This is a genomic window from Streptomyces sp. NPDC001220, from assembly GCF_053597895.1.
On record NZ_JBSFJE010000004.1, the window covers coordinates 404425 to 419892 of the forward strand.

Annotated in this window: 13 protein-coding genes; 5 read left to right on the forward strand and 8 right to left on the reverse strand. The window is 69.4% G+C overall.

Annotated features, from left to right (window positions below; translation table 11 throughout):
• Positions 1-562 precede the first annotated feature (562 nt).
• Positions 563-1135 (forward strand): S1 RNA-binding domain-containing protein, encoded by a 573-nt coding sequence (locus ACWDGI_RS12460; RefSeq protein ID WP_450758109.1) that lies wholly within the window; start codon positions 563-565, stop codon positions 1133-1135.
• A 104-nt stretch (positions 1136-1239) separates the two neighbouring features.
• Here ACWDGI_RS12460 and ACWDGI_RS12465 read toward each other — a convergent pair whose 3' ends face one another.
• Positions 1240-2250 (reverse strand): hypothetical protein, encoded by a 1011-nt coding sequence (locus ACWDGI_RS12465; RefSeq protein WP_450758111.1) that lies wholly within the window; start codon positions 2248-2250, stop codon positions 1240-1242.
• Between ACWDGI_RS12465 and ACWDGI_RS12470 the strand changes: the two genes are divergently transcribed.
• Positions 2249-2479 carry a hypothetical protein gene (locus ACWDGI_RS12470; RefSeq protein ID WP_450758113.1) on the forward strand — a complete coding sequence of 77 codons (231 nt, stop codon included), beginning with the start codon at positions 2249-2251 and terminating at the stop codon, positions 2477-2479. The two genes, ACWDGI_RS12465 and ACWDGI_RS12470, sit on opposite strands and share 2 nt — an antisense overlap.
• A 127-nt stretch (positions 2480-2606) precedes the next feature.
• Here ACWDGI_RS12470 and ACWDGI_RS12475 read toward each other — a convergent pair whose 3' ends face one another.
• The 5 genes from ACWDGI_RS12475 to ACWDGI_RS12495 form a co-directional block, all read right to left on the reverse strand.
• Positions 2607-6260 carry a hypothetical protein gene (locus tag ACWDGI_RS12475; protein ID WP_450758115.1) on the reverse strand — a complete coding sequence of 1218 codons (3654 nt, stop codon included), beginning with the start codon at positions 6258-6260 and terminating at the stop codon, positions 2607-2609.
• A 3-nt stretch (positions 6261-6263) separates the two neighbouring features.
• A complete protein-coding gene (locus ACWDGI_RS12480) occupies positions 6264-6596 on the reverse strand; it encodes a hypothetical protein (protein WP_450758117.1) in 333 nt (110 codons plus the stop codon).
• Positions 6597-6819: 223 nt separating this feature from the next.
• Positions 6820-7599 carry a polysaccharide deacetylase family protein gene (locus ACWDGI_RS12485; protein WP_450758119.1) on the reverse strand — a complete coding sequence of 260 codons (780 nt, stop codon included), beginning with the start codon at positions 7597-7599 and terminating at the stop codon, positions 6820-6822.
• A gap of 226 nt (positions 7600-7825) precedes the next feature.
• A complete protein-coding gene (locus ACWDGI_RS12490; RefSeq protein ID WP_450758120.1) occupies positions 7826-8407 on the reverse strand; it encodes an ATP-binding cassette domain-containing protein in 582 nt (193 codons plus the stop codon).
• Positions 8404-8835 carry a GntR family transcriptional regulator gene (locus tag ACWDGI_RS12495; RefSeq protein ID WP_450758122.1) on the reverse strand — a complete coding sequence of 144 codons (432 nt, stop codon included), beginning with the start codon at positions 8833-8835 and terminating at the stop codon, positions 8404-8406. Before ACWDGI_RS12495 ends, ACWDGI_RS12490 begins: the two co-directional genes overlap by 4 nt.
• A 205-nt stretch (positions 8836-9040) precedes the next feature.
• On the opposite strand from ACWDGI_RS12495, the gene ACWDGI_RS12500 reads away from it, so the two are divergent.
• Positions 9041-10396: an NAD(P)/FAD-dependent oxidoreductase gene (locus tag ACWDGI_RS12500; protein ID WP_450758124.1), complete on the forward strand. Its 1356-nt coding sequence runs from the start codon at positions 9041-9043 to the stop codon at positions 10394-10396.
• A 50-nt stretch (positions 10397-10446) separates the two neighbouring features.
• Entirely contained in the window at positions 10447-10788 is a 342-nt protein-coding gene (locus ACWDGI_RS12505; protein WP_450758126.1) for a hypothetical protein, read from the forward strand.
• A gap of 83 nt (positions 10789-10871) precedes the next feature.
• Here ACWDGI_RS12505 and ACWDGI_RS12510 read toward each other — a convergent pair whose 3' ends face one another.
• Complete coding sequence (locus tag ACWDGI_RS12510; protein ID WP_450758128.1) at positions 10872-11471, reverse strand: hypothetical protein; 600 nt, start codon at positions 11469-11471, stop codon at positions 10872-10874.
• Between the two features lie 702 nt (positions 11472-12173).
• On the opposite strand from ACWDGI_RS12510, the gene ACWDGI_RS12515 reads away from it, so the two are divergent.
• Positions 12174-13088 carry an RNA polymerase sigma-70 factor gene (locus tag ACWDGI_RS12515; RefSeq protein ID WP_450758491.1) on the forward strand — a complete coding sequence of 305 codons (915 nt, stop codon included), beginning with the start codon at positions 12174-12176 and terminating at the stop codon, positions 13086-13088.
• Between the two features lie 30 nt (positions 13089-13118).
• Here ACWDGI_RS12515 and ACWDGI_RS12520 read toward each other — a convergent pair whose 3' ends face one another.
• On the reverse strand, positions 13119-15284 hold the full coding sequence (locus ACWDGI_RS12520) for a SpoIIE family protein phosphatase (RefSeq protein ID WP_450758130.1): 2166 nt from the start codon (positions 15282-15284) through the stop codon (positions 13119-13121).
• Positions 15285-15468: the final 184 nt, after the last annotated feature.

The following is a 15468-nucleotide window of genomic DNA, read 5'->3' on the forward strand; positions in this document are numbered from 1 at the left end:
CGCAAGGCGGGACCGGGAACACCCAGGGCGGTACGCAAGGCGGGACCGGGAACACGCAGGGCGGTACGCAAGGCGGGACCGGGAACACCCAGGGCGGTACGCAAGGTGTCCGGAATTCGGCAGCTGGGCGCATCATCACCGCGCCGCTCCCATCTCCTTCTGCTTCACCCATGGCGTTCACGACGAGTCTTCTGAAGTTGATCACTGATCGGACGAGGCCACTGACGTGACGGCGAGGCCCCCGAACACTGTCGAGCGAGATGTCCGACGTCTCCGCACCACAGCCCCGGGGGCCTCGTTGGTTTCTCCACGCGCTGGAGGAGCGAGCTGACGATGCTCATCGTCACCCGTCAGCACGACCGACGGTGCAAGCTGTGAAGTCGATCCGCGCTGCCCGGCCAGACGGCGCCCCGATCTACGCGTTCTGGGCGAAGCCGATCGAAGCCCACTTCGGACCCCATCCGCAGCGAGAAAGGCATCCGCTGCGGCGGACGTCCCCTCAAGACCGCAGCGTGAGCTCACTTCCCACCCAGTGCACGGCTCCTCGTGAAAGGCTGGGAGCATGATGGGTGGTCCGTCCGAGAACCCAGAACTCTGGGCCTTCCTGGAATCGTTGCACCTCGGCGAACTGCTTTCCGGCACCGTCACAGCGATCGAACGGTTCGGTGTGTTCGTCGCGCTGGACGACGGCCCCGGCCATCCGGTCTTCCCCGGCGTCGGGTTCATCTCCTTCGCTGAACTGTCCTGGCGGCGTTTCGAGGCAGCCTCCGACGTCGTGCAGATCGGACAGCGCGTCTCATGCGAGTTCCTCCAGTTCGACACGTGGAACCTGGAGGCCAGACTGTCCTTGAAAGCCACACAGCTGGACCCCTTTCAGGTCTTCGCTGACACCATCGCGGTGGGGCAGAAACTGCCTGGCCAGGTCACCAAGCTGATCCCGTTCGGTGTCTTCGTCCAGGTCGCCGACGGAATCGAGGGACTGGTTCACCTGCGAGAGCTCGCCTGGCCACCGGTGGAGACTCCATCAGATGCCGTCCAGGTAGGCGACAAGATCACGGTGGTCGTCACCGAGATCGACCGAGAGCGACGCAGGATAGCCCTCTCCCGACGACAAGCCTCATCCGCCGGCGTGTGATGCGCTGCCTTCCTGCGACAGCTCCCTTGCACGAGTGTTCCTGAACGTCTGCTCAGTCGAAGGAAGCACAGTCGCCAGGCCGGTGAACCCTTGCGGGCAGAGCGCTAGTGCGTGCGCGACAAGGAGTCGCGTGACCGGCCGCGCACGATCTCGGCCAGGCGGGCGGCCTGCTCATCCACGGCTTGGGGTCCGTTGCCGGTCAGCAGGGAGTGGTCGGCGTCCCAGACCACCTTGGCGGCCGAGGGGTTGAGGGTGAGGCTGACGTCGTAACCGGCCTCCTTGAGTGCCACGTCGACGTAGTAGGTCAGGCGCGTGCGTTCGCCGGGCACCTTCGGATACCCGGACGCGAGCATCACCTTCTCGCCGTACTTGGGGACGGTGGTGATCCGTGCGCCCTTGAAGGCGTGGTCGGGATCGGTCGTGACCTTCCCGTCGCCGTCGACCCGGTAGCGCGCCGAGGTCAGGCCCACCGGGGCATGGCAGATGAGGGAGATCGGGACGTCGACCTCGCGGAGCGTGTTGAGCAACTCCCCCACACACGGGTTGTTGTTGAAGTCGACCATCGGTGCGTGTCCGCCGGGCATGTGCACGAAGGCCAGGTCCGCGAGCGAGAAGCCGGAGGCGGGGTCGGGGTGCCGTTCGATCAGTTGCTGGATGGACAGGTACTCGCGCTGCCGCGATGCCTCGAAGCCGGCGACGACGTCGCCCCGGACGGAGACGGCTTCCGCGTCCGTCCTGGGAAGCGGCTCGGAGACCGGGATGCGGCCCAGAAGCCGGTGGGCGAGGGCGAGTTCGCTCTCGCGGCGCTGGAGGAGGTCCGGGTTCTTCTCGCGCAGCTTCTCGGGGCCGAACCGCTCGACTCCGCTCTGAATGGCGGTGCAGGCGGTGGCGGGACCGAGGTTCCCGCACGCCTGGAAGTTGAGAGCGAGTCCGTTGACGTCGAGCTGCGGCAGCAGGCCGTCCGGCGTGGCCAGGACGAAGTCGTACTCCCTCTCGAACTCCGCCATCACGGCGGCCAGTTCGACGAGGAAGAATCCGGTCGGTATCCCGGGGTGGCCGGCGGGCGCGGTGAGCGGGAGCCGGCGTGCCGACGGTCTTGCCGGACTGGCGGACATGCTGCGGGAGATCCTGCCCGAGCTCAGGGACCGGGAGGCCGCCGAAGCAGCCGCCATGACGATCGTCCTCGTCGGGGCGTTGTGGACGCACAGCCATCCGGCGGAGGCAGTGCGTGCCGCCTACGCCGGCGATCCGAGCCTCGTCTTCCTTCCTACCCCCTTCGCCGCGACGCTCGAACGTTCGATCGCGATCTACCTGACCGGCCTGCTCGCCCACCCCGACCGGTGATCCCGGCGGAACCGGCGGAACCGGCGGAACCGGCGGAACCGGCGGAACCGGCGGAACCGGCGGAACCGGCCGGGGCTGCCCGGCCTCCGTCGACGCCTCAACGGCCGCCACGCCTCACCGTCGGTGATCATCCCGGGCGGTCGCCGGGCCGGATGCCATGGTTGCGGGCGCGTCGGCTGTAGGGCGCCGACACGAACTCCTCCAGCCCGAGAACACCGCCCGCGACCTGGCCGTCCAGGTGCCGGGCGAAGCCGATGACATCCGCCTGCCCCTCGCCCGCCAGCCAGTGCAGGACGAGGGTGAACACATCGCCCAGGAACTGCATCTGCACGGGGCTGCTTTCCCGGCCCCGGGCGGTGACGACCGCCGACAGGTCGCCGAGGCGCCGCTCGGTCGTGGCGAACGTGCCCGTCTCGATTGCCTTCTTGAACGCGTCGACCACAACCGGCAGCACCTTGGACCACAGGTGCTGCTCGACCGCGGCACAGAGCATGCTTCCCCACACCGCCGCCGACCACAGGGCGTCCGCGTGCTGAAGCCGCGTGGCGCAGCCCGCGAGCGAGGCGAGCAGGGGTGCGGCCAGCTCCCAGGCACCGATCCCGACGAGGAGCGCCACCGAGTCCCGGTAATGGCCCAGTGCCTCGGCGTCCCTGCCGCGCAGCCTCAGCGTCTCGGCGACGTCCCAGTGGAAGCTCGCCGTCTCCCTCGGGATGCCGAGCTTCTCCGCCCGCGCGAGGCCGATGGAGGCGTACCGCGCGGCGATGTCGAGGTCGCCCTTGTCCCGGTGGGACGTGCACAGCCTGCCCACGGCGGCCAGTTCCTGCTGGTCGTCATGGTTGATGCGCGCCAGTTCCAGTGCCTTCGTGGCAGCGGCGATCGCGGCGTCCGGATCACCCGCGATCTGGTGGAGGATCGCCTCGTCGAGGATGAAGGCGGCCTGCTGCGTCCGGTTCTCCAGCTCGAGCGCGCGGGCGTAGCCCTCCCGGGCATGGCGCATCGCCTCGTCGTAGCGCTGCAGCCGCTTGCTCAACTGGCCCAGCAGGCCGCCCGTTTGGAGCAGCCCGTTCTTGTCGTCGTGCCGGAGGTACAAGTCGTGTGCCTCTTCGGCCAGCAGCCGGGCCTCCTCTCCCTGTCCGTGCCGCATCTGGAGCTGTGCCATGCGCAGCAGGAGGTTCGGGCGGTTTTCGCAGGCCTCGCCGTAGGCCACGCTGCGCCGGAAGTCGGCCAGTGCCGCCGCCAGGTCGTCGAGCCGCTCGTGCCGAGTGCCGGTCAGCTCGAACCGGGTGGCCCATCGCTGGTCGGCGGTCTCCGCCGGGAGGTCCAGCCGCTCCAGCAGGGCGTCGATCCGCGTGACGAGCTGGTGTACCGCCTCCTCGCCGGCGGTGTCGTCCCTGGCGGTCAGCCCGAGCTCGTCCAGCAGAACATCCAGGTAGGACAGCGTGTCGCGGTGAGGTGTGCGCTCGACGGCACGACGCAGTCCCGTGATCTCCTTGTGCAGGAGGCGGGCCAGGGCGCCGTGGTCCCGGCGGGCTACGCGTGCGAGCATCGCGCACTGTGCGAGTGCGGCCTCGCCGGCGGTGCCGGCCCGGTCCCGCCACTGGTCCAGCCGCCCGTTCGCGGTGCCCACGTAGATGTACGACCGCTCGATTCCGGCGGGCAGCCCAGTGCCGACGATGGCCTCACAGACCGGGGTCTCCTCGGCCGTGATGCGGTGCACGACCATACGGCCGAAGTCGGCTGCCCGCTTCGACGGGATGCTCCAGAGCGAGCCGATGTAGCCGCGGGCGCCGACCCGGACGAACTCCCGGCCGACGCCCGTCCAGGACTGACAGGAGTTGTTGAACACGATGGGCCGGTGGCGCAGTGTCAGCCACTGCGGAATGCGCCAGTTCTCCAGGGCGAACTGCTCGCCCAGCACGATCCCGTCGTCCGTGCCGTGCGTGTTGAAGAACAGCAGCTCCACCGGCAGGTCTTGGGGCAGCGCCATCAGAGCACCGAGCATGACCTTGCCCGGTCCCGGCAGCAGGATGGGATGGGTGAAGTGGCCGCCCACCGAGCGCATCACGTCCTCGGTCTCCGAGACCCGGAAGAACCCGGGATCGAACACGAGGCTGAATGTGCCGGCCGATCGTTCGATGCCCTCGCCGTACACCTCGTTGAGGATGATCAGGACGGGATCGGCTGCGACGTGCCCGATGGGCTTGCGCGACCAGTCGGCCTGCGCGGAGCGGACGAACGAGTACGGCAGACCGGTGGTGAACGCGGTCAGCCTGCGCTCGCCGACGGAGGCGAGCGCGGCCGGCGGGACCTGCGCGGTCACCGCTTCTTCCAGGGCCCGATAGCGGTTTCTGCCGCCGGTGGACAGCCATCGCCGCAGTCTCCCGCCGACGTCGTCGCCCCTGGTCTCCTCGTGGAGGCGCGCGCCCGCGGTGATCCGCCGCTGCTGCTCGTCGACCGCTCGCCGGACCGGCTCCAGGTCCGGCGGCGGTGTGACCACCAGGCGTGCGCCGCGGTGATGGGCGTACACCGCACCCAACAGCGCGTTCACGTCTGCGGTGTTCTCGACCAGCGTCGCCTCGTCGGAATCCGGATTGGCCTGCGCGAACAGCTCGTCGAGCGGTGCGCCGGGACCGTCGACCGCACGCAGGGCCGCACCGGTGCGCAGCGCGGTGAACAGCGCGGCGACATAGCTCGCGGGGTCGTCGGTGGAGACCTCGATCGTGCGCTCCGGCTCGCCGCCCGGCTCGCGCAGCGACCGCCAGGCGACGCTGGTGAGTTCGGTCAGTCCGCTCCACCGCAGGCGCAGCTTCTCCGGGACGTCCGCGAACATCCCGTCGTCTGGGTCGCCCTCGTCCTCCCCGGTGTGCGCGGCCCACAGGCGGTTCGCCCCTCTGCGGAGGGCGGGGTCGAGGGTGTTGAGTTCCTCGGGGCTGAAGTCGGCGAGGAACACGGCGCGTTCGACGCCCATCCGCGACAACAGTCCGGACACCATCTCGTTGTGCTTGGCCCAGGACCGGTACTGGCTCAGCTCCTTGCCGAGCCGCTGATGCTCGGCTATGTCCAGCAGTGTCTGCCGCTGCACCTCCGGACCACCAGCCAGCACCTCGTCCAGACCCAGCCGCGAACCGATGCGCTGCATCGACTTGTCCTGACTGCTTTTGAACTCCTCGTACAGCGCGATGAATGCAGCCTCGGTCACAGGCGGCGGTTCGACTGCGACGATGGGCGTCAGCCGGTCCGCGGGGAGGCAGGACGCCACGACGGCTGCCTCCCGCATCTGGTCGGGGCGGCACACCACGACCGTGTCGCCGACGTTGAACACCGGCTGGCTGGTCAGCGCCAGGACCACCGCGGAACTGCCTGCCGGTAACGACAGGCGTACCTCATCGCCGTCGATCGCACACGGCACGGCCGCCTCGACGGTGAGCGTGACCCGATCGGGCAGGGAGTAGGCCACGCCCCGGTCGAACGGTTCCGGGGTCCCCTTCACCTCCAGGCACCAGTCCACCGGGACGCCCAGGTCAAAGCGCAGTTCGAGCGCCACGGAAGGGCCCTCGTCCCGCGGTGTGACCAGTTCGAGTTCCCGCGTGCCCGCCCCGAGGTGCTGCCTCACCCGCGTGGTCGCCGGCTCTGCCACGGGCAGCGCTGCGGGCCGCACCCCCGCGCCGAGCATCCGTTCTCGAAGGGGGAGCGGCGACTTGCGGTGCATGTCGAGCAGGGCCGCACCGAGGAGACCGCCGTCGAAGCGGAACCTGATCCCGTGCGACAGGCCGAGATCCATGGCCTACAACCCGTACACGTAGGAGTCGACCAGCGAGTACCGCGTGACGGTGGGCGGCCACGAACGCAGTTGCGTGCGGGCGCGCTCGCGTCCCTTGCGCACCATGGAATTAACCAGGACCGGCGTCGACACCCCGACGTACAGGGCGCCCCAGTAGGTGGTCGCCGGCAGCACCAGCGCCAGGACACCGCCGAGCGCCGAGAAGGCGAGCGAGACTGCGAGGTAGAACCACGACCACTGGAACCGTTCGGGATCGTTGCGGATCTCGTAGAGGCGAACGATCTCCGGCGCCAGCGCGCCGACCATACCCAGCAGGAACACGGCCGCAGAGCTCATTCTCCGCATCGTACCTGAGAGTGATCGACAGCTCACGCCGAAGGGAAGACCAACTCCGTATCGTCATGAGGGACTTGGTCTGCTCCTCGGACGCCGTTCAGAGGCCGGCCCGTCGCACGACGCTCAGCGCAAGCGCGAACCGACCCACGGGGTACGGCTCGATCTCCGGACCGCCGTGCTACGCGGATCCTCTGACGACCGGATCCGTCGCCGCCGAGGTGGCTCAGGGCCGGTAGACCATCCCGGGCTGGGGCTTGGCGGGGGCGAGCAGTTGCGACACGGTGACGATGGTGTAGCCGCGCTGCTTGAGTGCTTTGAGGATCCCCGGGACGGCGGGCACGGTCCCCTTGTGCAGGTCGTGCAGCAGGATGATGCCGTCCCGGTGGGTCTGGTCGAGCACCCGCTTGGTGATCAGGGCCGAGTCGGTCGTCTCGTAGTCCTTGGCCGTGACGCTCCAGAGCACCTGCGCCAGTCCCAGCTCCCGGCAGATCTTGGCCACTTTGCGGTTGGTGCGGCCCTGCGGCGGACGCATCAGGACGGGCCTGGTGCCGGTGATCCTCTCGATGGCGTCCTGTGTCCGGGTCAGTTCCTGACGGGCGTCGTCCGCTCCGATTTCGGTCAACCGCTTGTGATTCCAGGTGTGGTTGCCGACCTCGTGCCCCTCGTCCGCGATACGGCGCAGGATGTCGGGGTACTTCGAGATGTGACCCTTGCCCTGCACGAAGAACGTGGCGTGCAGACCCTGCTGCTTGAGGATGTCCAGGAGCTTGGGGGTCGTCGGGCTGGGACCGCCGTCGAAGCTGAGGGCGACGCACTTCACCTTGCGGCAGTCGGTGTCTCCGGTGACCGATCCCGATGCCTTGGCTCGGGCGGCGCGCGGCGAGGTGTGATCGTAGGTGGTGACCGTCAGGGCCAGAGTCACGGCGACGGCCAGGACGGCGGCCGCCGCTGCCGCGACGGCGATGAGTATGCGTGAGCGTCTTGTACGAGTGTTGAAGAACATGCGAGCCCGTTCTTTGGTGGGGTACCGGGGTTCCGGTGTTGTCGAGTGCGGATGAGGGCGGCCTGCGGGGTGAGGTCCCGCGGCCGCATGTCGAGCGTCAGGCGATGCCTCGGACGGCGTCCGAGCCGACGCTCCACCAGGGTGTGGACCAGCAGGGACAGCCCGAGCATGCAGATGACGGACAGCGTCATCGAGGGCAGTGGTCCCAGCCCGGGGAATGCCTGGATCAGGCCTTTGGCCAGGGGGATCCCGAGGCTCTGGTGGATGAGGTAGACGGGGTAAGGGGTAGGTGAGTGCCCCGGCGGTGACCGGCCAACGCCATCGCAGTCCGGTGAGCTCCGTCCTCCAGCCTGGGCCGTGCCACATGCGCGAGCGCGACGCGGGTGCGCCGTCCGGGGGACAGTTCACCGACGCGGGCGTGGAGCGGGATGCCGCCCTCGTGGACGATCCGCTCGGCGGCCGTCCGGTCCCACGACGAGTTCAGCTTCTCGCCCATCAGCAGGGTGTCCGCCACGGTGAAGCGGGGGTAGAGCGGCTTGTCCTGGGTGAGCAGGGCGACCCGGGCGCGGGCCTCGGCCGTGCCGGGCGCGGCGCCCAGCACCCGCAGTTCCCCCGAGCCGGCTCGCAGGAGGCCGCCGGCCAGGTGCAGCAGGGTGCTCTTGCCGGCGCCGTTGCGTCCGACGAGGGCGGCGACACGACCGCCGGGCACGGTGAACTCGCAGTCCCGCAGGGCCCAGCCGCCCCGCTTCCGGTACCGGAATCCGAGTCCCGTGGCGCGCAGTGCGGCCGGCGCGGCAGGCCCGGTCATACGTCCTCCTTCTTCCGTTCCCGGTCGCCCGGGGTGTGGCTGTCGTGTTCGTTGTCGTAGGCGTCCAGAACCGCTGTGACCACGGCGAGGACGTCGGCCCGTTCCAGGCCTTCGGCCCGGGCGCGTGCGACCCAGTCGGTGACTTCCCGGCGCAGCGGCGAGTCGTCCTCCGCGCCGGGCCGGGCGAGTGATCGCGTCACGAAGGTTCCGAGACCACGGCGCAGTTCGACCAGGCCGGCCTGCTCCATGTCGCGGTAGGCGCGCAGCACGGTGTTGGGGTTGATGGCGGTCGCCGCCACCACCTCCTTGGCCGTGGGCAGCTTGTCCCCGACCTTGAGGAAGCCCATCCGGAGTGCTCGTTCGGTCTGCTCGACGATCTGCACATAGGCCGGTACGCCGCTGCCACGGTCGATCCGGTAGTCGATCACGGCGCCTTCCTCGGTTCCATCATGCTTGTACTAATGAATTAATGGAAGCATGGTGGACGTCCGGTGGCGCTGTCAAACGTCGGTTCGGCACCGGACGGTGTCCTGGCCCCGCCGGACCAGGGCGCTCGTTTTCGCCCAACAAGCTGTGTCACACCGTCTGGCCCTGTCTTGTCAAAGAGGTGTCGAACAACAAACAGAGGGTCTGATGCGTGAAATTCTGATTGTCGGTGGCGGCTACGCAGGCTTCTACGCGGCCTGGGGCCTCGAGAAGAGGCTCAGCACGGCGGAGGCACGGGTCACGGTTGTCGACCCCCGCCCCTACATGACATACCAACCGTTCCTGCCGGAGGTCACGGCCGGATCGGTCGAGGCCCGACACGCCGCCGTGTCGCTGCGACGGCACCTGCGCCGCGCCCGGCTGATCGCAGGAACCGTGACCACGATCAGCCATGCCGACCGGACGGTCACGGTACGGCCTGCCAAGGGGGCGGACTACGAACTGCGTTACGACACCCTCGTCGTCACCGCCGGCGCCGTGACCCGCACCTTCCCCATCCCGGGGCTCGCCCAGCACGCGATCGGTCTGAAGCACGTCGAGGAGGCGGTGGCCATCCGCGACCGGCTGATGACCGCGTTCGACCAGGCGGCGTCGTTGCCTCCCGGCGCCGAGCGGCAAAGACTGCTGACGGTGACGTTCGTGGGTGGCGGATTCTCCGGGGTCGAGGGCTTCGGGGAACTGCTGTCGCTCGCGACGGCGATGCTGAAGTCGTATCCGGAGCTGGGCAGCGACGAGCTGTCCTTCCACCTGGTCGAGGCCCGGGGCCGCATCCTGCCCGAGGTGGGGGACAAGCCGGGCGCCTGGGTGGTGCGCTCCCTGGAACGCCGTGGCGCGCATGTTCACCTCAACACACAGATCCGCTCCCTCGCCGACGGCCATGTAGTGCTTTCCGACGGGGCGGAGTTCGATTCCGCGTTGGTCGTATGGACCGCCGGCAACGCCTCCAATCCGGTCGTGCACAACCACTCGGATCTCCCGATCGACGAACGGGGTCTGCTCGTGGTCCGTCCCGATCTGCGCGTGGGCACCGGCAGCGAACTCGTCGTGGACGCATGGGCGGCCGGGGACGACGCGGCCGTTCCCGACCTGGCCTCAACGGTGCCCGGGGCTCACACGGTGCCGAACGCCCAGCACGCCGTGCGGCAGGGCAGACGCCTCGCGAAGAACATCGTGGCCGACCTGCGCGGGGGACGGATCAAGAACTACCGCCACAGCAGTTTGGGGGTGGTGGCCACGCTGGGACTGGGACGGGGCATCTTCCAGTACAAGAGGATCGTCATCAAGGGGCTGCCGGCCTGGCTGATGCACCGGGGCTACCACGTCCTGGCCGTGCCCTCATGGGAACGCAAGATCCGCGTCCTCACGGTCTGGCTCACGGCTGCGTTCTTCGGCCGGGACCTGGTCTCCCTCGCCTCCGTGCAGCATCCACGGGACGCGTTCGTCACGAGCGGCGATCCGCAGCGCCCCGGTGAGAGCCCGACGAGTGGCCGCACGGCCGCATGACCACGCGGGATCCCGCACCCGGGCTCACCGCCTTCCCTGTGGAGCACACCATGAACACGAGCAAGGAGGCCGCGCGCGGCCTGACCGACATCGAGACCTTCCTGTACCGGCATGCCCATCTGGACGCGGCACGACAGCGCGTGGCGGTCTTCACCACGCGGGTGGCGGGGCTGAACCAGGAGCAGAAGGCGGATATCGAGAGCTGGTACCTCAAGGAACAGAGGTACGTGGCACGCATGGTCACGGAACACGTCGCGGCAAGCATCAGCGAGGTGCAGCAGCAGCACCGTGTCCGCCTCACACGGTGGCTACGAGGAACGCTGACCGCGATGATCCTGATCACCGTGGCCATGGCCTTGTGCTTCGCCGTCCTCCTGGGATCGTTGAGCTGAACCGCCGGGCGCCGCTCAGCTCGGCACCGCGCTCGCATGCGGAGACGGACACATCGCCGTGGTCACGGACACATCGCCGTGGTCTAGGCGCGACGGGCGCGGTAGAGACCTCGCCCGGTCCGCTGGACGCGAGAGGCGCCGACAAGGCGATCGAGTGTGCTGCGAACCCCGTTGATGCTTGCGCTGTCGGAGTCACGGCCCAGCGCGGCGGCCACATCACGGGCCCGTACGTCGACGGCGCCGGCCGCGGCGAAGTACTCCATGATCTGCTCGGTGAGCCGACCGTACTTCTTCTGCCCGTCCGTGTCGTCCCCAGCCGGAGCAGGACGGAGGGCGTCCTCGCTCCTGCTCGGCGGCTTCTGCGCCCGAGGCACAGGTGTCGTCGCGACGCCCTCGGACTCGACGGACTCGGTGGCGGGCGTCGCGACGCCCTCGGACTCGGTGGCGGCGGGCGGGGCCTGCGGGACGACGGGCTTCGCCACCTGGGCCTGCTCGGCGGCAGCCGGGGCGCGCATCAAGGACTCGAAGGCGCTGAGAGCCCGCTGCACCGAGCCGAGATGCGCCACCACCGCGGCAAGTTCCCTTTCCAGTGCCTGCTTCTGGATCTGGAGGCGGGCCAAATCCTCCTGGAGGCCTTCGGCGGTGACCGCGATGTCGTGCGTCGAGTGCGTTACGGAGCCCATGCGTTCCTCACATCCTGTACCCCTCCGGCCACGCCTCGGCTCGGCCGTGTGCCACCCGGCCCGGACGCGGAAATGGGTACCCCGGCAACATCATATGCACCGTTCTACAGGGGCACCGTGCCGTCCGACCAGGCCGCATCGTGCGCTGTGGAAGATCCGCCACGACCGCGGGCGGGCGGTGCCGCGTTCGACGGAGTGGCGCGACTGTCGTTCAAGGTGTGATGGCTCCGTGTCACAACTTTCGATCCCTGCCGGTCAATGGTGCGACAGGTCGAGCGGATGAGGGAGGTGGGGCGGCCTTGGACGTCCATGAGGCGGTCATGAGGTGGTCATGAGCCGAGGGGCGGTGTCCCTGAGGCGGATCCCGCCGCTCGGCCGGTCGAATCACTCGTTTGTGCGATGCGTCCAGGTGGCAGTACGACCAGTCTGGCGTGGTTGACGAAGATTGTTTCCATTCCCTGAAGAGAAGTGCAGTTGTTGCCCGGAGTCCTGATGTGAGCCGAGGGGCGGGCCGCGAGACCACGATGTCTTGCCTGACCGCCACTGTTCCGACAACAGCCTGCGGCATTCCCATGTGCCGGTTCGGCCGGAGGAACGGGGCTGATTCGGATCTCTGGTCCAGCTGCGATTGGACCAGTCGTGACTTTTGGTGGCCACATTTCCCGCACCATCCGAACAAGCCGGGCGGAGCCTCCATCACCTGTGACAAGTGACCTTGGCGAGGCTGTTTCTGACTTCGTGCAGCACCGCGCGCGCCTCTTCGGGATCGCCTACCGTGTGCTCGGCAGTGTGGTCGAGGCCGAGGACGTGGTCCAGGAGGTGTGGCTGCGTTGGCAGAAGACCGACCGTTCCGTAGTGGTGAGCCCGGTGGCCTTCCTGTCGAGCGCGACGACCCGCTTGGCCATCAACGTGGCGCAGTCGGCGAGGGTGCGTCGGGAGACCTACATCGGGCCGTGGCTGCCGGAGCCCGTCGACACCAGTCTGGATCCGGAGGTGGGCGCGGAGCGCGCGGAGGCACTGGAGTTGGCCCTGTTGCTGGTACTGGAGAAGCTGAGTCCCACCGAGCGGGCCGCGTACGTCCTGCGGGAGGCGTTCGACTACTCCTATCCGGAGATTGCCGAGATCCTGCAGCTCAGCGTCGTCAACATCCGCCAGATCGTGAGCCGTTCGCGCAAGCGCCTGTCGGGCGAGCCGCGGGTGAGTGTGGACACGGTGGAGCATCGACGCCTGCTGGACGCCTTCGTCTCAGCGGCTCGCACCGGGGATGTGGCCTCGCTGGAAGCCGTCCTCGCCCCTGACATCGTCAGCCTCTCCGACGGTGACGGTCTCCGAGGTGCCGCCCGCGTACCCGTGGTGGGCCGTGCGCCTGTGGCCAACCTGGCGACCGCCACCCCGCGGTTCTGGCAGGACACGGAGCTGCGACTGGTCCAGGCCAATGGCCGTCCGAGCGTGATGATGTACCGCGACGGTTCCCCCACCACCATCCTGACGATCGCCGCTTCGAGGGACGGCATACACAGGGTGATGTGGGTGTTCAACCCGAGCAAGATCGCCGCGTTTCTGGGCTCCCGCGCCCGCTGCGCGACTGTTCCCGGTCCGGCGCCGGCCGATGGGTGAGCCACGCTCCCCGTCCCGCAGCACTCCGCCCTACCCGGTGGTGGCGAGCCCGATGAGCAGCAAGGCGATGTCGTCCGTCGTGGGTGCGGTTCGCCGTGCGTGGTCGATCAGGGCCGTGGCGAGCCGGTCCATCGGCTGGAACCGGGCCCGGGCGAGCTGGGCGGCGAGCCCGGACATGGCGTCGTCCAGGTCGACTCCGGGAGTTTCGACGAGTCCGTCGGTGTACAGGGCGAGGACGGTGCCGGGGATCAGCGGGATCTCGGTGGAGGGATAGTCCGTGTCGGGGTCGATGCCGAGCAGCAGCCCGGGCGGCAGGGAGAGGACCTCGGCGTGTCCGTCGGGGTGGCACAGGATCGGCGGGGGATGCCCGGCGGTGGCCAGGACGGCCCGGCGGCGTGCGAGGTCGAGACGTGCGTACAGGCAGCTGGCGAAGCGACCCGAATCCAGGTCGACCAGTTGGCGGTTGGCCTGCGTGAGGGCCTGCACCGGCGTGGTTCCGGTGACGGCGTGGGAGCGGAGGGAGGGACGGATCCGGCCCATGAGCGCGGCGGCGGTGACGTTGTGACCCTGAACGTCGCCGATGAACGCGGCCGCCGTGGTGTCGTCCACCCGCACCAGGTCGTAGAAGTCGCCGCCGATGTCCATACCGCGGGCGGCGGGTAGGTAACGGGCGGCTGCGTCCAGACCCGGGACGTCCGGTAGCGAGTCGGGGAGCAGGGCCGCCTGGAGGGTCTGCGCGAGCTCCTTGCTCGCGTCGTAGAGGCGGGCCCGTTCCAGCGCCTGGGCGATGAGCCCCGCGAGTGCGGTGAAGATCACCCGCTCCTGCTCGGAGAAGGGATGGGGGTGGTCGAAGGCGAACACGCACGAGCCCACCGGGCGCCCGGAGGTGATCAGCGGCAGGAAGGCCCAGGCGTGCAGGCCTTCCTGACGGACGGCGGGTGGGTAGGCGCGGGACAGTTCCTCGAACGTGGCGAAGAAACCGGGCCGGCCGGTGGCGAGGACCCGGACCGGGGGCGCCTGGCAGGTCAGCGGAGCTCCTTCGAAGAGTTCCAGAAGCCCGGGGTCGTATCCGCGACGGCCGATGACACGCATTCTGCCGTCCTCGGCCGCGAGCAGGGCCACGGTCCGGGCGCCGAAGGCCGGCAGTATCTCTTCGGTGATCAGATCGACCACGTCACGCACGCCCACGGCTTCGGAGAGAGCGGCGGCCAGGTGGAGCACCTGGTAGACCTCGCCCAGGGGGATCGGCTCGCCCAGGAATGTCCGCGTCTCGGCGGGCCCGGCCCGTGGGGAGGGGCCCGGGCCGGCCGGCGAGATACGGACGCTCACCCCGGATCCGTCGGGGTAGAGCTCGAAGGCGAGCCACTGGTCCGGCGGACGCATGGCGGTGCAGCAGGCGGGCCTGCGGCTCGCCAGGGCGCCGTGGAAGCAGTCCTCGAAGCGTGAGTCGGCGCACCAGGGCAAGGACTGCCAGGGGCGGGTGCCGGTCAGCTCGGGGACGCTGCCGCCGAGCAGGGTGGCGGCGGTGGCGCTGACGTAGGTGAACCTGCCCTCGAGGTCGAGCGAGCAGTTGCCCTCCGGCAACCGTTCCACGAGGTCCGTCGCGGCCAGCGCCTCGGCCGGATCCCGGCTGCGGGCCGGCGGGTGCGGCAGGGTGCGTGGTGCCGGTCCCGGGCGGACGGCGTGGCCGGTGTCGGACGCGTCGCGGAGGAACCGCCCCAGGCGGCTGCAGACGGCAGCGACCCGATCGGGTCCCGGCCCGGTGGCCCCGGCGGTGCCGGACCCGGGCCACAGAAGCAGCAGGGCGCCCCATCCCCGGGTGCCGGTGACGATCGGTGCCGCGGCCGCCGCGCAGCGGTACGGAAGTGCGATCGCCGTGCGCGGATAGCGCCGGGCGAGTTCCTCGGGGTTGCTCAGCCAGACCAGCCGTCGTCGGCGCAGCGCCTCCGCCACCGGATCAGGACTGGACAGCGCCATGCGGAACCAGGGCGCCAGACAGTCGGCCGGCAGCCCCAGGGTCGCCTCCAACCGCAGCGTGTGCCCGTTGGAAGCCAGCAAGAACACCGCACCCGCGAGCACCCCCGTGTCGCGCACGGCGAACTCCAGCAGCCGGTCCAGCTCCGCCCGGCGAGTCGATCCGCCGGCGGGTGAGGACGGACGAGGCCCGCAGGGCTGTACCGCGCCGTCTTCCCGCATGGCGCACATACCAGCACCGTACGTCCGCTCCGGCCGACCCCGCGCGGGAGAGCCCGCTGCGCCCGCCGGCCCCCGTTGTCACAGATCACAGCGCCGTCCGGTCAATGGCCTGAAAAGGGACAAGTAGGGGCGCAATTCGGCTCATGTCCGAGTCCGGAATCGAGAACCGTGACGAAGCACGGCG